This is a genomic window from Streptomyces sp. NPDC003032, assembly GCF_053591415.1.
The window spans coordinates 194183-212293 of record NZ_JBSFTT010000002.1 but is presented as its reverse complement, the minus strand read 5'-3'; the positions used below and the strand labels follow the sequence as shown (position 1 = coordinate 212293).

The following is an 18111-nucleotide window of genomic DNA, read 5'->3' as shown; positions in this document are numbered from 1 at the left end:
GGGTCGGAAGGGGCGGACGCGGAGACGGTTCGGCGCGTGGTCGGCATGAGGTCTCGCGCGTGGGGGAGGCTGAGCCGGAGAAAACCTAGCCGAAGGGAACGGTCCGCGCGCGGAAACCATCCGCGTGCGGGGCGCCGCCCGCGTGCGGGGCGCCGCCCGCGCGCGGGGAGCTGCCTGTATGGGGGCCCCTGCGGGGAGCTGCCCGCAGGAGCCACCTGCCGGGACGGCCTGCAGGGAGCTGCTTGCGGGGAGCCACCTGCGGGGAACCGCCTACGGGAAACCGCCTACGGGAAACCGCCCGCCGGGAGCCACCCGGCGGGGACCGCCCGCAGGGAGCTGCTCGCAGGAGCCACCTGCCGGGACAGCCCGCAGGGAGCCGCCCGCAGCGAGCCGCCCGCAGGCAATCGCCCACGGGAAACTGCCCACAGAATCCGCCTGCGGGGAGTCACTCACGGGAAGCCGCCCACAGAGTCCACCCCGCAGGGAGCTGCTCGCAGGAGCCACCTGCCGGGACAGCCCGCAGGGAGCCGCCCGCAGGCAATCGCCCACGGGAAACTGCCCACAGAATCCGCCCGCAGGGAGTCACTCACGGGAAGCCGCCCACAGAGTCCACCCCGCAGGGAGCTGCTCGCAGGAGCCACCTGCCGGAACAGCCAGCAGGGAGCCACCTGTAGACAATCGCCCACAGGAAACCGCCCGCAGGAATCCGCCCGCAGGGAATCACTCACCGGAAGCCGTCCACAGAATTCACCCGCAGGGAATCACTCACCGGAAGCCGTCCACAGAATCCGCCCGCAGGGAATCACCCACCGGAAACCGTCCACAGAATCCACCCGCAGGGAATCACCCACCGGAAACCGTCCACAGATTCCACCCGCAGGAATCCACCTCAGGGAGCCCGCGTGATGTCCGACCACCGAGCCGACGAGACCGCAACCACCTCCTCCGGCACCTCCTCCGCCACCTACACCGCGGGACTGCTCAACGCGGCGGACGGCGTGCCCGTTGCCACGTATACCTGGCTGCCGGCCGACGGCAGGCCGCGTGCCTACGTCCAGATCGCGCACGGAGCCGCGGAGCACGCCCTGCGCTACGACCGTTTCGCCCGTCACCTGACCGCCCACGGCTACGGCGTCGTCGCCTCCGACCACCGCGGCCACGGTGCCACCGCGCAGGCAACGGGAGGCTACGGAGTGACCTCCGGACCGGACGGCTCCGACGAGGCCGACAGCTGGCGGGCGATCGTCGACGACCTCAAGGCCGTCGGCGACCAGGTGCGCGCCCTGCACCCCGGCCTGCCGTACTTCCTCCTGGGACACAGCCTCGGTTCGATGCTCGCGCGGGACTACGCCCAGGAGTACGCCGACGACCTGGCGGGCGTGATCCTCTCGGGCACGTTCCGCTCGCTGCCCGGCGCCGAGCCGGAGGAGTCGATCGCCCGCCTGGAACACGAGATCGCCGAGCGCGGCCGCGCCGCGACCTCCTCGTACGTCCCCGACCTCTTCGCCTCGTTCAACGACCCGTACGTCCGTCGCACCGGCTTCGAGTGGCTCTCGCGGGACGAGGCGGAGGTCGACGCGTACGTCGCCGACGAGCGCTGCGGGTTCGCCTTCTCCGCGGGACTGTCCCTGGACTGGGTACGCGGCCTGCGCAAGATCAACGATCCCCGCAACCTCGCGCGCGTGCCCGCCGATCTGCCGATCCACGTCGCGGTCGGCGAGCAGGACCCCTGCAACCAGCGGATGACGCTCGTCCATGAACTCCTGGAGGACTTCCGTTACGTCGGGGTGGAGGACCTCACGTGGAAGGGCTACCCGGACACGCGCCACGAGATCCTCAACGAGACCAACAGGGACGAGGTCCAGGAGGACTTGACGGCCTGGCTGGACAAGCGGGTGCTGTGAGACGCGGTGAGACGCGGTGAGACGCGGTGAGATGCCGTGAGACCGTGCGCTCGGCAGGTGACTGTCAGTGGCGTTGGCTACGGTTCATGGCATGTCGAAGTCCAGATCCAGAACCCGCGTCACCTCCGATGACGTGCGCCGCATCGCCCTCGCCCTGCCCGACACGGCGGAGAAGATCGCGTGGAGCATGCCCACGTTCCGTGTGTCCGGAAAGATGTTCGTGACGGTTCCGGACGACGAGACGTCCATCGCGGTGCGGTGCCCGAAGGTCGAGCGGGACGAATTGGTCCTCGCCGAGCCGGACAAGTTCTGGGTCGCGGCGCACGAGGCGGCTTCGGCATGGGTGCGGGTGCGCCTCTCGGCGCTGGACACGGAGGAGCTCGCCGACATCCTGTCCGACTCCTGGCGCCAGGCCGCGCCGCCCCGACTCCTCGAAGAGAACCCGGGAGTGGGGGTTCCGGCCGCGGATTGGGACTGACCACTCACCGTTCAACCCAGGAAGCCGCTGATCCGCCCGCGCAGCGACCGCGCGTCGAGGCCGTGGGCGGCCAGATGCTCCTCGACCTGCCCATAGCGGCGCAGCTCACGGCGGCCCACACCCAGGCCGAGCACGCGGTGCGGCAGATCGGCGAGCGCGTCGTTCACCGCGCCGGTCGAGGTCCCGGCGAGGTACGGCTCGACGACCACCACATCGACGGCCTCCCCGGCACCCGCGGCCCGCCGCAGCGCCTGCTCGTCGAAGGGCCGCACGGTCGTGGCGTACAGCACGGTGACGTCGAGCGCCTCCGTCGCGGCGAGGACCTGGTCGAGCATCGGCCCAACGGCGATCACCACACCGCCACGCCCTCCGCGCCCCTCACGCCCCCCGTGCCCTTCCCGCACTGTGAGGAACCGCTCGCCGTCCACGGGAAGCGGCCGGGAGTTGGACTGGGCGGACAGACGTACGTACACCTTGTCGTCGCCCGCCGCGACGGCGTGCCGAAGAAGCGTCTCGGCCTCGTCGGGGTGGCCCGGCACGTGCACGGTCCAGCCGTCGAGGGTGTCGAGCAGCGCGACGTCGCCCGGCGACATGTGCGTGAAGCCGCCGGCGGGCCAGTCGAAGGACGCGGCGGCGCTCACCAGGACGCCGCCCAGGTCCTGGTGCCCGAAGTCGAGCTTGATCTGCTCGAAGGGCCGCTCCACGAGAAAGCTGGCGAACGTGTGGACGACGGGCCGCAGCCCGGCGAGCGCGAGCCCGGCGCCCGCCCCGACGAGGAGCTGCTCCCTGATCCCGACGTTGATCACCCGGTCCGGGTGCCTGCGCATCGCCTCCTCGAAGGCGTCCTTGCCGATCTCGGCGAGGACGACGGCGACGCGGGGATCCTCGTCGAGCAGCCGCGAGACGACAGGGGCGAAGCGGTCACGCATGGTGTCCATGGCAGAGGGGTCCTTCCGGAAGTACGGCGATGGGGGAGGTGGGCGTCGGCTCGGCTCACGCGGACTTGGGCTCGCCCGCGTACTCCTTGGGCTCGACCCTGGCGACCACCACGCGCGGCCGCCCCGGGTGCGGCGCCGTGAAGGCCGTGTACAGCGCGTCGTGGTCCCGCCCGTCGACGGTCTCGGCGGACCACCCGGCGGCCTCGAAGCGGGCGGAGATCCCGCCGGGCCTGGCGTAGCTGGCGGAGGCGTTGTCGATCACGAGGACGTGCAGCTGTTCGAGGCCGGCCGGACCCGCGTAGGCGATGGCCTCGTGGTTGCTGCCCTCGTCCATCTCGGCGTCCCCGACGAGCACCCACACGCCGGGCTCGGTGAGGCCTCGCGCCTTCAGCCCCAGTGCCGTCCCCACGGCGATCGGCAGCCCGTGCCCGAGGGACCCGCTGCCGATCTCGGCGCCGGGCACCAGCACCCGGTCCGGATGGTGCCCGAGCGGAGAGTCGTACGACCCGAATCCCTCCAGCCAGTCGACGGGCAGGAAGCCCTTGGCGGCGAGGATGGCGTAGTAGGCCATGGGCCCGTGCCCCTTGGACAGCAGGAACCGGTCGCGCGCGGGGTCCTCCATCCGCTCCGGCGTGACGCGGAGCACCCGGTCGTAGAGCACCCAGAGCGCGTCCAGCGTCGACGTCGCGGCGGGCCCATGCTTCTCGTCCCCCGTCATGAGCCCCATGAGCCGGGGCAGGTCTGCGTATCCGTATCCGTATCCGTATCCGAATCCGTGCCCGTGTCCGCGTTCCGTGGTCGTCGTCATGCCGAGCAGCGTGCAACCTGAACCGCACTTGAGGTCAAGGGTCGGCCCCCGGGAAACGGGTGAGCGATCACCGGTCAGAGTGCGGTATTGTTTCGGTGCGCGTTCGGCCAGGGAGAAACCCCAGGTCACACGGGCAACGGGACGTGGCGCAGCTTGGTAGCGCACTTGACTGGGGGTCAAGGGGTCGCAGGTTCAAATCCTGTCGTCCCGACTCGTGAGAGTCGCAGATCAGGGGCCGTTTCAGAGCAATCTGAAACGGCCCCTGATCTTTTTGGGGAATCGAGGGGACCAGATCGGCCGGGTCCTACTTCAGGGCGTCCAGCTTCACCGAGTAGAGCACCCTGTCCTCCTCGCCCTCGGTCAGGCTCCAGAGTTCGTTGGTGGCGTACCAGAGGGAGAGGTCCTGGGGGCGGTACGACCAGTCCTTGCGGGACTTGATCGTCCAGTCCGGCGCGGCCCCGCCGACGCCGGCCGTGGCGAAGCGGCGGTTGGCCACGGTTCCCTTCGACATGTTGAAGTACAGCGTGTCGCCGTTGGCCTGGACTCCCTGGACGTCGCTGATCGCGTCGGCGTTGTCCTGGGGGACGGTGGATTTCCAGCCCTGTACGGGCGTCCGGTTCAGCCGGTAGTCGTCGCCGAACCGGTAACGGTAGACCTCGGTGCCGGCGTAGCTGCCCGTGGTCGACGACGACCTGTAGTTGCCGCCCACCAGGCTGGCGCCGCCGGCACTGTTGCGGTCCAGCGAGACGTAGTCGAAGGAGGCGCCGCCGGAGACGTAGTGCCGTACCTCCGGCAGTACGTACTGGTAGTCGCCGCCGCCTCCGTCCTTCTTCCGGTAGATCTTGCGGGTGTCGAACACGCGGACGCCGGCCTTGCCCGCGTCAGGGCCCGGCTGGCCCTCCCAGTTGGAGGTGCTGGACATGAACAGGTACGGGCCGTACCAGGCCAGTCCGCCGCCGTGCCCGTAGATCCGCCGCTGCACGCCCGCTTCGTCCACCCACACAGGGAGCACGAAGCGGTACTTCATGTCGTCCAGGTTGACGAAGGCCAGCTTCACCGAGTTGTGGCGGTAGTCCTTCTTGGGCGGCGGAGGGTTCTCGGGGTCCGTCACCGGGTCCTGCTTGGTGTTCTGCCACGTCCAACTCACCACCGCGGCACGGTTGTTGCCGCCGACAGGGATGCCGCTCAGCTGTGCTTCACCGGAGGTGGCGATGCCCTGCGGTACCCAGGGCATCAGGTGTGCGTTCTCCGCGCCCTGCTTACCCTGCATCACGGTGTCCCAGCAGTACGCCGCGCTGGTCGGCACGGTCGGTCGCGGCAGCGCGTCGGCGCGTGCCGCGCACTCGGGATCGCCGCTCCCCAGCATCGCGGTGCGGTCGGTACCCGACAGCGCTCCGTCGATCCCCACGGGCGCGTACTCGGCGGCCGGCGGGGTCTGGTACGGGTTTGTCTTCTCGGTCAGTGCGTAGTGATCGCCCGCGACGTTCAGGCTCACCAGCGGTGGCCGGGGAAGCGGTGCCGCCCCCGCGGGAACCGCTGCGAGGGCGGCCATCACCGCGCCGCCGAACACGAACAACTTTTTCCTCACGTGCCACCCCGTCAGTTGATTCGAAATCCTGTGCGAGATTAACAGGGGGACAGCGGGAACAGGGGCCAGCCGCGGACTCGGCCCCGCCAGGGGCTCTGGCGGAGGACGCGGAACGTCAGTTTTCGTCCGCACTGGTCAGAGCTGTGGTGACCATGCGGGTGGCGAAGTCCTGGTCGTCGGTGAGGCGGTTGATGTGCTCCGCGAGCAGGAGAGCGGTGGCTTCCAGGGGAGTCAGCTCTTCCTTGGTCCAGTCTCCGTACTGTTGGCGCCACAGACTGGGACTCAGGCCGGTGCCCGCGGCGACGAGCAGGCCGGCCATGGTGGGGATGGTCTGGGGAGGAACACTCCTGGGCATCATGCGCATCGAGGCCACGAGGTTGGGCACCACGTACTCGATCACGTCCTTGTCGTGGTCCTCGTAGGCCCTCCACAGCCACTGCATGAACATGTAGATGAGCGTGCACGCGCCGTCCAGCAGGTCTTCGGCTTCCCCCGGGCCCAGGGACGCGATGTACTGGTCGATCAGCGCCTGCTGTTCGGGGTCGGTCCCGGTCTTGCCGGCATGGATCTCTTTGAGCCGGGAGTCGATCATCATGAGCGCTGCGCCCACATCACCGACGGGAGCGTACTGGGGGTCACAGGGTGATGACACAGGATTCCTCCTCATGCGACCGCGGCGGTCGGTGCGGCGTGTCCGCACAGTAGACCGCCGATGAGGTGGGCGTCCGACGAATCCCGATGGACTCCGGGCGGCCCCGGGTGGGAGGCCTGGACTCGCTGTCAAACACCCCGATCGGGTGACAGGGCGGCCAGCTTCGTTGCCGTGGGATTCGGTACGAGGGTACGACGGTACGTCCAAGCGGTCGCGAGGTTCACCAGCTGATTCCTGCCGCCACCGGCCGGTGATCGCTGCCGGTTTCCGGCAGCACCCACGAGCTCTCCGCCTCCACTCCCCGAACCAGGATCTGGTCGATCCGCGCCACCGGGAACCTCGCCGGCCAGCTGAAGCCGAAGCCGTCCCCGGCTGAGTCCTGGACCGAGCGCAGGTGCGAAGTGATGCCGGCGAACGCGCGGTCGTGCATGGTGCCGTTCAGGTCACCGAGCAACACCACCCGCTCGTTGCGCTCGGTGGCGATGGCCTTGGCCAGCTCCTGCGCGCCGCGGTCCCGACTGCCCGTCCAGAAGCCGTTCTTGGGAAACACCCGCACGGACCCCAGGTGGGCCACGTACACCGCCAGCGGACCCTGGTCGGTGGCCACGGTGGTGCGCAGCGCCCGGTTGTAGGTCAGCTTGACGTCGACCGGCTTGGTGTCCGCCAGCGGCCCGTAGTCCATCTTGATGTCCACCGGCCGGGTGTCCGACAGGGGCAGCTTGCTCCACAGCCCGACCGTGCCCCGAGCAGTGTGGTGCGGATACGCCTTCGCCAGTTCCTTCTCGTACCGCGGTTTCGCCTGCGCGGTGATCTCCTCCAGGGCCAGCACGTCCGCGCCGGAGGCGGCCAGGTCACGGGCGGTGCCGGCCGGATCGGGGTTGTCGGCGCCGACATTGTGGCTGACCACGGTGAGATCGCTGCCCGAGTGGGACTTGTCGATGAGCAGCCCGCCGAAGAGGCTCAGCCACACCGCAAGCGGTAGCAGCAGCGCGACCACCGCTGAGGCGGAGCGGCGCCACAACGCCCCGGCCAGCAGCACCGGGATGAACAGGCCGAACCACGGCAGGAAGGTCTCCACCAGGCTGCCGAGGCCCCCGCGATCCGTGACCTGTGCGTGCAGCAGCATGAGCAGACCCAGCAGCAGCGCCAGCACTGTGAACACCGGGCCCCGCTTCCAGGGCCCCGGCCGCGAGCCGGACGGGGCATCCACGCGGCCGGCGCCCGCCTGTCCGGTCTGCTCCACCGTGTCGACCCGCACGATCGTCTGTTCTCGCTCACTACCGGTCACTGCTGCATCCTCGGGTCCTGCGTGGGGTCGGCATACATACGCGGGCAGCGGTGATCGATCGCTTCGGGGCGCAGCTCGTAGTGCCAGGGCTCGTTCCGGTAGATCTGACAGAGCCCGTACTCGGCGCCGTGTTCGGACAGCCACTCCGTCGCGTTGGAGCGCCCGATGTCGACCGCCTCCCCCGACACGTGAGGAGACGTCTCCGCCGTGGCCACCCACCGGGCGGCCTCGGCCGCGGACCCGTACTGGGAGACCGCCTTACGAAGAAGCTGGTCCTGGTACTCCTCGGAACGCCAGCCACTGTTGACGTAGAGGGCGACCGCGTCGCCTGCGGCATCCTTCGCGGCCTGGCGCAGGGCCTTGAGCACATCCGGACCGAGGTTGGCCACAGCCGGAATGTGTTCGTCGAAGACTGTCGTGCCGTCGGGGACGGCACCGTCGGCCTCGCCCAACGCGGTTGGTGCGGACAGGGAGGACGAGAAGGCCGGGGGAGACGAGGAATTCCGCGCCTGATAGCCGAGGATCGCTGCGGTCGCGGCGATCGCTGTGATGACGGCTGCCAGGCCGACAACAAGAAGCCGGTGAATACGAAGGGTCGCTGTTCGCGCTGCTGGCGGGCTGTTGTTCATGCCGCCAGTCAAGGCAGTACGGTGTTGTCGGCATGTATGGGGTTTTCGATACGCCGACGGTATGTGCCGACTCGTAGCATCGAGAGCATGCGCGTGTTGATCGTCGAGGACGGACCCTTTCTGGCAGAAGCCATCCGCGACGCCCCGCGCCTGGCCGCGATCGCGGCCGACATCGCCGAACGCATCGTCGCCTCCGGCAGCGGCATGCCGATCCTCATGCTCACCGCGGCCGACCGTCTCGACGACAGGGCCTCCGGGTTCGAACTCGGCGCCGACGACTACCGACCCGTTCCGCCGCGAGGTCTACCGGGACGGCCGCACCGTGCCAGGCGTCGGAGCTGAGCGTCCGCGTCGAACGACGATGGGGACCGCCGACTTCTCCACGAGAGTCCCAACCGCCAGGCACACGACGGAACGCTCGCCCTCACCCCGTGCTCCGCCGGCGGCCTCCGTATCACTGTGGAACTGCCTACGCCAGCCCCGCACAGCCGCCTGTGACCAGCCGCGCCAACTCGTCCGGAGTGCGCGGCCCCTCGTCCATGGCGGGCAACAGGCCCTGGCAGAGAAGCAGTTCGCGGACGGCGATCCCCCACGGCAGGTGGAGCCCGGCCAGGGACAGGAGCTCTCTGTGGGCGAGCATCTCCGCGACCGGTCCGCTGCGCACGCCCGTGGGGGTGAGCAGTGCCGCGTCGTCGGCCCAGCGCAGGGCCAGGTCCACGTCGTGGGTGGCCATGACCACGGTCGTCCCGGCGTCCCGCAGCCGCTGGAGGGTGGTGAGGAGACGTTCTTGGCCGTCGGGGTCGAGGCCCGCCGTCGGCTCGTCGAGGATCAGCACCCGGGGGCGCATCGCCACGGCACCGGCGATGGCGGTTCGCTTGCGCTGGCCGTAGGAGAGCAGGTGGGTGGGGCGGTCGGACAGGGCGGTGATGTCGAGCGCGGCGAGCGCCTCGGCCACCCTCGTCCTGACCTCGGCGTCGGGCAGTCCCAGGTTCAGCGGGCCGAAGGACACGTCCTGTTCGACCGAGGCGGCGAAGAGCTGGTCGTCCGGGTCCTGGACGACCAACTGGACCGTGGTGCGCAGCCGCGTCAGGCCCTTGCGGTCGTACGTCACGGGGGTGCCCCCGACCGTCAACACGCCGGAGCCCGGACGCAGTCCGCCGCTGAGCAGCCGCATGAGCGTGGTCTTGCCGCTGCCGTTGCGCCCCAGCAGGGCGAGGGCGCGCCCTTCGGCGACATCGAAGTCCAGGCCGCTGAGCACGGTGGGCCCGTCCTCGTACGCGTAGGAGACGCCGCGTAGAGCGACCAAGGAGTCGCCCGGCTCGCGAGGAGCGCTCGGCTCGCTCATGGAAGGAACCTTTCCAGTACGAGGGTGAGGGCCGCCAGGGCCACGAGAAGGACCACGCTCGCGGCCACGAAGCGCCGTGAGATCCGGGCTTCGGGCACGAGCACCCGCAGGGTGCCGTCGTAGCCGCGTCCGGCGAGCCCGGCCTGCAGACGGCTCGCCCGGTCGAAGGCCCGTACGAACGCCGTGGCGCCGAGACCGCCGAGGGAGCGCCAGGCGGCGGCCCGGGTGGTGTGGCCGAGCCGAGCGGCCTGCGCCTGCCGGATCCGGCTCATGGAGTCCAGGAGGAGGAAACTCATCCGGTACGTCACGAGCGCCACGTCCACGACCGGCGCGGGCACCCCGGCCTTCACCAGGCGCGGCAGCAGGTCCGACATCGGCGTGGTGAAGGCGAAGAGGAGCACCCCCAGCGAGGCCGCCGAGGTCCGCAGCAGCAGACCGCCCGCACGCGCCGGACCACTGTCGGCGAGCGTGACGAACCCGTCGGGCCCGCCGACCTGGACGAGCAGGGTCAGGGCGCCGGTGACGCAGAAGCCGAGCGGTACGCGGTAGGCGCGCCACAGCTTGCGGGGCGGCACGCCCGCCGCGCCGAGCAGCACCGCGAGCGCGGCGATCAGTACGAGGGCGGCGCCCGGCCAGGGTGGCAGGGAGATGGCGAGGACGGTGAGGCCGAGCCCGAGTACGGCCTTGTCGACGGGGTGGCGGCGGCGCCAGCGACTGCTGTGCGCCGCCGCGTCGATGGGCAGCACGCCGGGTCAGACCTGCCCGGCCTCGGGCCGCGTGCCCTGCGCGTCGGCACGCTGCTCCGCGCGGGTCTCCGGCTCCGCGTGGGCGGCGTCGTCATGGGCTCGCGCTTGTGCCGCGCCTTGGCGGCGTCCCTTGCGCAGCCCGAAGTAGTACGCGAGGACGCCCGCGCCGAGGGCCGCCTGCAAGGCGAAGAGCGCCGATTCGACCTCCCCGGACGGGGGTTCGTACAGCGGGGAGAACCAGGGCTTGTAGTCCGGCTCGATCTCGGTGATCGCCGACTCGGCCTGGGCGTCGGCGCCGGTGAACGGCTCTTCCTTGTGGTCGCCGAGGCCGAGCGCCAGGGGCAGCACCGCGAGTGCGGCCACGATGACGAGCAGCAGGGTGTTGATCTTCGCGTTCCGGCTCATCAGGCGCTGGCCCTCGTCTCGGTCTCCGTGCCCGCCTTCTTGCCCCGCAGCAGTACGCCGAGCCGCGTGAGCTCGCCCTTGCTGGACTGCACGAGCAGCCGCATCACCACGACGGTGAGCAGTCCCTCGCTGACCGCCAGAGGGATCTGCGTGACGGCGAAGATGCCGCCGAACTTGCCAAGCGCGCCGATGAACCCGCTGCTCGGATCGGGGAACGCCAGCGCCAGCTGGACGCTGGTGACGCAGTACGTGGAGAGGTCCGCGACGAAGGCCCCGAAGAACACGGCGACCATGAGCGGCACGTCGTACCGCTTGAGGAGCCGGTAGACGGCGTAGCCGGCCCAGGGCCCGACGATCGCCATGGAGAACACGTTGGCGCCGAGCGTGGTGAGCCCGCCGTGGGCGAGCAGCAGGGCCTGGAAGAGCAGCGTGATGGTGCCGAGCACCGCCATGATCGGCGGCCGGAACAGGATGGCGCCGAGCCCGGTTCCCGTCGGGTGCGAGCAACTGCCCGTCACGGAGGGGATCTTCAAGGCGGAAAGAACAAAAGTGAAGGCTCCGGACGCGCCGAGGAGCAGCGTGCTCTCCGGGTGTTCCTTGACTTCACGGGTCAGGGAGCGGACTCCGTGGACGACGAACGGCGCGGACGCTACGCCCCAGGCGATCGCGTGCGCCGGTGGGAGGAAACCCTCGGCTATGTGCATGGTTCAGCAGACCCTCTCCAGCACCTCGTGGATGGACAACGCGCCTTGGCCGGTCTCCTGGCTGACGGGTCGTACCGACCGGACTCCGCCTTCCCGGGTGCATGCGCACCCAGTGGCTGCCGCGAGGGCTGGAGCCGGACTTCCCGATCACAGTGGCGAGGGCCGCACCGGCATCACACCGGATTTCCCGTTCACCAAGGCGTGGTGACAGTAATCTGCGACCGATCGAACTGACAACCTGCACGTGGAGTGCCGTAGAGGTGCGTACGGGGCGCGCCTGGGTCGCGTACGCCTGCGTCGCGTACGCCGGCCGCGCGTACGCCTGGACCTTCGGTCGCGGCAACGGCCGGCCGGGCTACCCCCGGCACTCCCGTTCCCGGCGGCCGGGTCCGCTGAGCAGGTCGACGCGCTGGCCCTCGCCCTCCTTGAGGACGTAGAGGGTGCCGTCGCCGGGCGTCCAGTCGCGGGGGACGAGGAAGACGCGGTCTCCGGAGACGTGGAACAGGCGCAGCCCGGCGTACTCGTACGCGTACTTGCTGCCCTTCTCCGTGACACGGCGGAAGCAGCTGCCGCCGCCGCGGATCATCAGGTCCTTCTCACTGAGGACGGCGACGGCGGGGAAGTCGCTGCGGACGGTGCGTTCCGTCAGCTCCGCCCGGCCCCGGCCCGCGATCTGCGCGTAGGCCGACACGGCCCAGAACAGCGACAGGACGCAGACGAAGAGGGTGAGCCCCCACAGCCGCAGGTCGCGGCGTTCGCGGGTGCGGGCGTACGCGTTGAGCGCGAAGCCGCCGATCGCGGTGAGCGGCAGCAGCAGGTCGAACAGCCATGGGCTGAGCGGATACAGCGGTACGAGGATGAGTGGCACCGTCCAGCTGAACCGCAGCACGCGCACGGCGCGGGCGAGCCGTTCCGGTTCGCTCACCGCCCAGCGGTGCAGCCCGAGCGCGCCGAGGGCGGCGCCGGCCGCGAGCCAGGCCGGAACGTACAGTGCGCCGACGCTCCGCAGTAGATAGTCGCTGGTGGAGAGGTGGAAGACGGTGTCGCGCAGCCCGAGGGCCCTGGTCTCGGCGTCGGTGCTCGCCCAGCCGAAGTAGAAGAGGACGGCGGTGAGGAGCGTCACGAGAGAACCGACGGCTCCGATGATCTCGACCCAGCCGACGTGGGCGCCGGGGGCGGCGGTGGTGCCGGGCGTGCCGGGCGTGCCGGGCGTGGGAGGGGATGAGGGCTGTGGTGGGGGTGGTGGATCAGGGCTGGGCGCGGGGGCGGGTCGCGGGGCGAGGCCGGGGTCTGGGCTCCCGGGTACGGGTTCCCCGGAGTCTGGGTCCGGGGCAGGGAGCCGTTGTGGGGGTGGGGGGCCGCTCATCGGGAGGTCGCGTTGGACGTCATGGATGCCATGAACGGGAGGGACGGGAGGGACGGGACGGACAGGAGCGACGGGACGGGTGATGACCCGGGGGACGACGTGCGGCCGGATATCGAGGGGCTCGGGCCCGACGGGCCGGGCGGGGGCGAGGGGGCGATGCCGGTCCAGTCGATGGTGAACGCCGCCTCCTTGACGAGCCGGGCCCCGCTTCTCGTCACCAGCGTCACGTCGACCGACGTCGGGCGGCGTCCGCCGAAGCCGTCCCCGCCCGGCAGGTCGACGGCGAATCCCGCGTCCTTGCAGCACTTGCTGGGGTCCTCCGGGTCGCCGATGGGCTCCAGGACGACCGGTTCCGTCAGCTCCGCCGCGCGCAGTTCCACGGTGGCCGGCGAGTCGGGCCAGGTTCCGTGGAGGCTGATCGTCCCGCCGGGCTCTACGCGGCCGTCCGTGACGGCGAGGTGGCTCTCACAGGCCCTGCTACCCGACGGGGCGGCACGCAGCGCCACGCGTTCGCGGGGATGCTGTCGGTAGTACGCGACGAAGCGTCGCAGGACGCCGAGGGCGTCCCCGTCCTTGCACAGTTGTCCGGCGCCGCCGGGACGGTAGTTCGAGGCGCGGAGCCAGGCGTCGGCCTTCGTCGCGATGTCCATTCCGTCCGACTCGCCCCGCGCGGCCTTGCAGATTCCGGCCAGCCCCTCGATCACCTTCCAGGAGCCCGGACTCCCGCCGCCCGTCTGTTCGGCGGGGTCGGTGGCAATCTCGTACGGTTCGTGGCACTTGCCCGTCTGGAGATCGTCGTACACGCTGTCCGGCTCCGGTTCGGTGTCCGTGTTGGGCGACTTGGGACCCCACGGGAGCCAGCCGGGCGGCTGCCCGCCACCGTTCCCGTTCCCGCTTCCGTTCCCGCTCTTGTCGCCGTCGCCGTCGCCGTCCTTGCCCCCGTCCCCGCTTCCGTTCCCGTCGCCGTCGGACCCGCCCGTCTGCCACGTACCGCCCGTCGTGCCGCCTCCGCCGTCCGAGCCGGACCCTCCGTTCCCGCCCGCGCCCGTGGTGCCCGTACCGCCGCCGTCGGTGCCCGATCCGCCGTTCACGGAGTTGCCGCCTCCGCCTCCCCGCGCCCCGCCCTCGGGCGACGCGAGCCCTCGTACGCCGACGAACAGTCCCACCACAAGGACGAATCCCACGACGGCGAATGCCCAGACCGGAATCCGAACGGCTCCTGAGCCGACGCGAAAACCCATGACGAGACCCCCGTTCGCCTGACCCACATCATGGGCCTCCGCGGCGGCGCCCGGAATCCCTTGCGCGGGACGGGCTCCGGTACGTCAGGCGCGCTCCCGCTTCATCCTCGAGCTCCGTGAGAGACCTTGTGGACGGCGGTGTCGTCGGGGTTCAGCCGCCGTCCGTCCTCGGACAGCACTTCCAGTGCGCGCAGGCGCTGTCCCTGCCGGCGGTCGACCAACTCCGAGTGCGGTTCGCCGGGGGCGAAGAAGTTCTGTTCGCCCCACTGGCGCAGTGCCACGATGACGGGGAAGAGCGCCTTGCCCTTCGGAGTCAGTACGTACTCGCGGTAAGCGCTGCCGTCCGAGGCGGGGACGGATTCCAGGACGCCACCGGCGACCAGGGTGCGCAGACGCGCGGTGAGGATGTTCTTCGCCACGCCGAGGCCGCGCTGGAACTCTCCGAAGCGGCGGCTTCCGTCGAAGGCGTCCCGCACGATCAGCAGGGACCACCAGTCGCCGATCGCGTCCACGGACCGGGCGACGGGGCAGTCGCTGTCGTCGAAGCGCGTCCTGGTCACCATGGCGTCCTCACTCCTGCTCACTTTCCAGGGGCAATCTGGTTGCAACATGCTACCAGGAAAGCTACGGTCGGCCATTGTTGGTAGCAAGTTGAAACCAAATCCGATCCGTGGAGGACCCTCATGCCCGGCCCATTCGTCCTGTCCCGTGGCGTCGTCATACTTTTCGCCGTCGCCTGCGGGGCCGCCGTGGCCAACGTCTACTTCTCGCAGCCGCTCCTGGTGACCATGGGCCACGACCTCGCCATGAGCCCGGCGCTCGTCGGCAGCGTGGTCACCCTCACGCATGTCGGCTACGGTCTTGGGCTCTTCTTCCTCGTGCCGCTGGGCGACATGGCCGACCGGCGACGGCTCGTCGTCGCCCAACTGCTGCTCCTGGTGGTGGCGCTGGCCGCGGTGGCCGCGTCCCACACGGCGGCGGTCCTGCTCGCGGGCATGGCCGCGGTGGGGCTTCTCGCGGTCGTCACGCAGACGCTGGTGGCCTACGCGGCGTCACTGGCCCCCGCCGCCGGGCGCGGACGGGTCGTCGGTCTGGTCACCAGCGGCGTGGTCATCGGAATCCTGCTCGCCCGCACCGCGTCCGGGCTCATGGCCGATCTCGCGGGCTGGCGCTCCGTCTACCTCGCCTCGGCGGCGCTCACCGTCCTGCTCGCCCTCGTCCTGTACCGAGTGCTGCCGCGCCACAGCGACGCTCCGCCGCCAACCACCCTGCGCTACGGACAGCTCCTGCGCTCCACGGTCACCCTGTTCGCACGGGAACGGCTGCTGCGGCTCCGGGCCCTGTTCGGTCTGCTGGTCTTCGCCGCCTTCAGCACCCTGTGGAGCAGCGTCGCGCTGCCGCTCAGCGAGGCCCCGTACTTCCTGTCCCACAGCGCGATCGGGGCACTGGGTCTCATCGGTGTCGCCGGGGCCCTGGCCGCGACCGTGGCGGGCCGCCTCAACGACCGCGGACTCTCCCGGCGGACCACCGGCGTCGCGCTGGCCCTGCTCGCCGCCTCCTGGCTGCCGTTGGCCTTCACCCGCAGTTCGCTCTGGGCGCTGTTCGTCGGCGTGATCCTTCTCGACCTCGCCGTGCAGGCGGTCCATGTCACCAACCAGACCCTGATCTACGCGCTGCACCCGGACGCCGGGAGCCGACTGATCGGCGGATACATGGTCTTCTACTCGATCGGCAGCGCCACCGGCGCCATCGCCGCGACCTCCCTCTATACGGTGGCCGGGTGGGGCGCCGTCTGCGCACTGGGTGCCGCGTTCAGCTGCCTCGGGCTCGTGCTGTGGGCGTTCACCCGGCATGGCGGCGACGCCTAGCTGTGCAGCGCCCCGTCATCCTCCATGTATCCCTCGGGCTCCAGCTGGAGCGTCGAGTGCGCCACGTCGAAGTGTCCGGCGACGCACCGCTGGAGCCTTGCGAGGAGTGCGCCGTATCCGCCCGCGAGGGCCGCGTCCGTGACCACCACGTGCGCGGTGAGGACCGGCATCCCCGACGTGACGGTCCAGCCGTGCAGGTCGTGCACGGCGACGACACCCGGCTCCGCCAGGAGGTGGCGCCGTACCTCTCCTAGGTCGACGTCCTGCGGGGTCGCTTCCAGAAGGACGTGGACGGAGTCACGGAGCAGCCCGTACGCGCGCGGCACGATCAGTACGCCGATGACGATCGAGGCGATCGGGTCGGCGGCCTGCCACCCCGTCAGGAGGATGACCAGGCCGCCCACGATGACGGCGACCGAGCCGAGCGCGTCCCCGAGCACTTCCAGGTAGGCGCCGCGGAGATTGAGGCTCTTCTCCTTGGCGTCCCGCAGCAGCCACAGGCCCACCAGATTCGCGAGGAGTCCGCCGACCGCGACCGCGAACATCAGGCCGCCCTTGACCTCCACCGGCTCGCTGAACCGGCCGATCGCCGACCACAGGACCCATACGAAGACGGCGACGAGGAGCAGCGCGTTCAGCACCGCCGAGAAGATCTCCACCCGGTAGAAGCCGAACGTGCGCCGCGGCGTCGGCGCGCGCTGGGCGAGGGTGACGGCGCCGAGGGCGAGGGAGACGCCGACCGCGTCGGTCAGGCTGTGCGCGGCGTCGGCGAGGAGCGCGAGGCTGCCGGACAGGAGCGCGCCGACCACCTGGATGACGGTGATCGAGGCGCTGATGCCGATGGTCCACAGCAGTCGGCCGCGGTACGTCCCGCTGAGCGTGCCGCCCGTCGCCGCGGCGGACGGGCCGTGGTCGTGCCCCATGCCCGCGAGTGGATCACGGCATCGCGGCGCCCGCCACCGAGCGGACGGCCAGTCGGCTCAGGGCGGCCGCGGCGGCTGTTCAGCGCATCCGCGGCGGTTGCTCAGCGCCTGCGGCAGCTACTCAGTGCACCCGCGGCGGCGTCGAGATGTCCCGCTGGTGTGGGATGCCCAGTGGCGGCGGCAGCTCGCCCTGCTGGACGGTGACCGTGCGGGCCGGGGCGGGGACCCGGATGCCCTCGGCGCGGTAGCGCTGGTGCAGGCGCTTGATGAACTCGTGCTTGATCCGGTACTGGTCGCTGAACTCGCCGACGCCCAGGATCACCGTGAAGCTGATCCGCGAGTCCCCGAACGTGTGGAAGCGGATGGCCGCCTCGTGGTCCGGGACCGCGCCCGTGATGTCCTTCATCACCTCGTCCACGACCTCGGTCGTGACCCGCTCGACCTGCTCCAGGTCACTGTCGTAGCTGACCCCGACCTGCACCATGATCGACAGCTCCTGCTCGGGGCGGCTGAAGTTGGTCATGTTGGTGCTGGCCAGCTTGGCGTTCGGGATGATCACGAGGTTGTTGGAGAGCTGGCGGACCGTGGTGTTGCGCCAGTTGATGTCGACCACGTACCCCTCCTCGCCGCTGCTCAGCTGGATGTAGTCACCGGGCTGCACGGTCTTCGCCGCGAGGATGTGGACACCCGCGAAGAGGTTGGCGAGGGTGTCCTGGAGCGCGAGGGCGACCGCGAGACCGCCCACGCCGAGCGCGGTCAGCAGCGGCGCGATGGAGATGCCGAGGGTCTGCAGGACGACGAGGAACCCCATCGCGAGCACGATGACCCGCGTGATGTTCACGAAGATGGTGGCCGAGCCCGCCACCCCGGAGCGTGACTGCGTCACGGCCTTGACCAGGCCGGTGACGATCCGGGCCGCCGTCAGCGTCGCCGCCAGGATCAGCAGCGCCGTCAGCGTCATCGTGACGTTGCGTCCGGTCCGCGAGGTGAGCGGCAGCGCGCCCGCCGCGGCGGCGAGCCCGGCGCTGATGGCCGCGCAGGGCACGAGGGTGCGCAGGGCGTCGACGATGACGTCGTCCCCGCTCCACCGGGTCCGGCTGGCCCGCTCGCCCAGCCAGCGCAGCAGGGCTCGCAGCAGCAGTCCGGCCGCGACGCCGGCGACCACCGCGATACCGGCCACGATCCAGTCGTGCAGGGTGAGAGCACGGGTCATCGGTTCACTCCCGCC

18 protein-coding genes, 1 tRNA gene, 1 pseudogene and 1 riboswitch are annotated in these 18111 nt (G+C 70.5%); of the genes and pseudogenes, 5 read left to right on the top strand and 15 right to left on the bottom strand.

The window, feature by feature from the left end:
* The first annotated feature begins 905 nt into the window (after window positions 1-905).
* Window positions 906-1904, top strand: a complete 999-nt coding sequence (locus ACWDZ7_RS03510; RefSeq protein ID WP_451794446.1) for an alpha/beta fold hydrolase — start codon at window positions 906-908, stop codon at window positions 1902-1904.
* A gap of 91 nt (window positions 1905-1995) precedes the next feature.
* A complete protein-coding gene (locus ACWDZ7_RS03505) occupies window positions 1996-2382 on the top strand; it encodes an MmcQ/YjbR family DNA-binding protein (protein WP_451794444.1) in 387 nt (128 codons plus the stop codon).
* 11 nt (window positions 2383-2393) lie between these two features.
* Here the strand turns inward: ACWDZ7_RS03505 and ACWDZ7_RS03500 are convergent, their stop codons facing one another.
* Together ACWDZ7_RS03500 and ACWDZ7_RS03495 are read right to left on the bottom strand one after the other, a co-directional pair.
* Window positions 2394-3320, bottom strand: coding sequence for a transketolase family protein (locus ACWDZ7_RS03500; RefSeq protein ID WP_451794442.1), 927 nt, complete (start codon window positions 3318-3320; stop codon window positions 2394-2396).
* Window positions 3321-3375: 55 nt separating this feature from the next.
* Entirely contained in the window at window positions 3376-4128 is a 753-nt protein-coding gene (locus ACWDZ7_RS03495) for a transketolase (RefSeq protein ID WP_451794440.1), read from the bottom strand.
* A 137-nt stretch (window positions 4129-4265) separates the two neighbouring features.
* Between ACWDZ7_RS03495 and ACWDZ7_RS03490 the strand changes: the two genes are divergently transcribed.
* Window positions 4266-4339 (top strand) — tRNA-Pro (locus ACWDZ7_RS03490).
* A 93-nt stretch (window positions 4340-4432) separates the two neighbouring features.
* Here the strand turns inward: ACWDZ7_RS03490 and ACWDZ7_RS03485 are convergent.
* The 4 genes from ACWDZ7_RS03485 to ACWDZ7_RS03470 form a co-directional block, all read right to left on the bottom strand.
* A complete protein-coding gene (locus tag ACWDZ7_RS03485) occupies window positions 4433-5716 on the bottom strand; it encodes a hypothetical protein (RefSeq protein WP_451794438.1) in 1284 nt (427 codons plus the stop codon).
* A gap of 115 nt (window positions 5717-5831) precedes the next feature.
* Window positions 5832-6368 carry a hypothetical protein gene (locus tag ACWDZ7_RS03480; RefSeq protein ID WP_451794436.1) on the bottom strand — a complete coding sequence of 179 codons (537 nt, stop codon included), beginning with the start codon at window positions 6366-6368 and terminating at the stop codon, window positions 5832-5834.
* 220 nt (window positions 6369-6588) lie between these two features.
* Complete coding sequence (locus tag ACWDZ7_RS03475) at window positions 6589-7578, bottom strand: endonuclease/exonuclease/phosphatase family protein (protein WP_451794760.1); 990 nt, start codon at window positions 7576-7578, stop codon at window positions 6589-6591.
* Between the two features lie 74 nt (window positions 7579-7652).
* Window positions 7653-8285 (bottom strand): M15 family metallopeptidase, encoded by a 633-nt coding sequence (locus ACWDZ7_RS03470; RefSeq protein WP_451794434.1) that lies wholly within the window; start codon window positions 8283-8285, stop codon window positions 7653-7655.
* A gap of 87 nt (window positions 8286-8372) precedes the next feature.
* Between ACWDZ7_RS03470 and ACWDZ7_RS03465 the strand changes: the two are divergent.
* Window positions 8373-8579, top strand: a pseudogene (locus ACWDZ7_RS03465) (response regulator transcription factor); the annotation flags it as partial.
* 175 nt (window positions 8580-8754) lie between these two features.
* Here ACWDZ7_RS03465 and ACWDZ7_RS03460 read toward each other — a convergent pair.
* The 7 genes from ACWDZ7_RS03460 to ACWDZ7_RS03430 form a co-directional block, all read right to left on the bottom strand.
* A complete protein-coding gene (locus ACWDZ7_RS03460; RefSeq protein ID WP_451794432.1) occupies window positions 8755-9630 on the bottom strand; it encodes an energy-coupling factor ABC transporter ATP-binding protein in 876 nt (291 codons plus the stop codon).
* Window positions 9627-10376, bottom strand: coding sequence for a cobalt ECF transporter T component CbiQ (cbiQ, locus tag ACWDZ7_RS03455; protein WP_451794430.1), 750 nt, complete (start codon window positions 10374-10376; stop codon window positions 9627-9629). Before cbiQ ends, ACWDZ7_RS03460 begins: the two co-directional genes overlap by 4 nt.
* A gap of 6 nt (window positions 10377-10382) precedes the next feature.
* Window positions 10383-10781: an energy-coupling factor ABC transporter substrate-binding protein gene (locus ACWDZ7_RS03450; RefSeq protein ID WP_451794428.1), complete on the bottom strand. Its 399-nt coding sequence runs from the start codon at window positions 10779-10781 to the stop codon at window positions 10383-10385.
* Window positions 10781-11485 carry an energy-coupling factor ABC transporter permease gene (locus tag ACWDZ7_RS03445; RefSeq protein WP_451794426.1) on the bottom strand — a complete coding sequence of 235 codons (705 nt, stop codon included), beginning with the start codon at window positions 11483-11485 and terminating at the stop codon, window positions 10781-10783. The genes ACWDZ7_RS03450 and ACWDZ7_RS03445 overlap by 1 nt, the downstream gene beginning before the upstream one ends.
* A 30-nt stretch (window positions 11486-11515) precedes the next feature.
* Window positions 11516-11699: riboswitch (cobalamin riboswitch) on the bottom strand.
* A gap of 141 nt (window positions 11700-11840) precedes the next feature.
* Window positions 11841-12608, bottom strand: coding sequence for a hypothetical protein (locus ACWDZ7_RS03440; protein WP_451794424.1), 768 nt, complete (start codon window positions 12606-12608; stop codon window positions 11841-11843).
* 239 nt (window positions 12609-12847) lie between these two features.
* Window positions 12848-14035, bottom strand: a complete 1188-nt coding sequence (locus tag ACWDZ7_RS03435; protein ID WP_451794422.1) for a hypothetical protein — start codon at window positions 14033-14035, stop codon at window positions 12848-12850.
* A gap of 158 nt (window positions 14036-14193) precedes the next feature.
* On the bottom strand, window positions 14194-14655 hold the full coding sequence (locus tag ACWDZ7_RS03430) for a winged helix-turn-helix transcriptional regulator (protein WP_451794420.1): 462 nt from the start codon (window positions 14653-14655) through the stop codon (window positions 14194-14196).
* Window positions 14656-14775: 120 nt separating this feature from the next.
* On the opposite strand from ACWDZ7_RS03430, the gene ACWDZ7_RS03425 reads away from it, so the two are divergent.
* Window positions 14776-15960: an MFS transporter gene (locus ACWDZ7_RS03425; RefSeq protein WP_451794418.1), complete on the top strand. Its 1185-nt coding sequence runs from the start codon at window positions 14776-14778 to the stop codon at window positions 15958-15960.
* On the opposite strand, the gene ACWDZ7_RS03420 is transcribed toward ACWDZ7_RS03425, so the two are convergent.
* On the bottom strand, window positions 15957-16883 hold the full coding sequence (locus ACWDZ7_RS03420; protein ID WP_451794416.1) for a cation diffusion facilitator family transporter: 927 nt from the start codon (window positions 16881-16883) through the stop codon (window positions 15957-15959). The genes ACWDZ7_RS03425 and ACWDZ7_RS03420 overlap by 4 nt on opposite strands.
* Before the next feature lie 121 nt (window positions 16884-17004).
* Complete coding sequence (locus tag ACWDZ7_RS03415; protein ID WP_451794414.1) at window positions 17005-18096, bottom strand: mechanosensitive ion channel family protein; 1092 nt, start codon at window positions 18094-18096, stop codon at window positions 17005-17007.
* Window positions 18097-18111 lie beyond the last annotated feature (15 nt).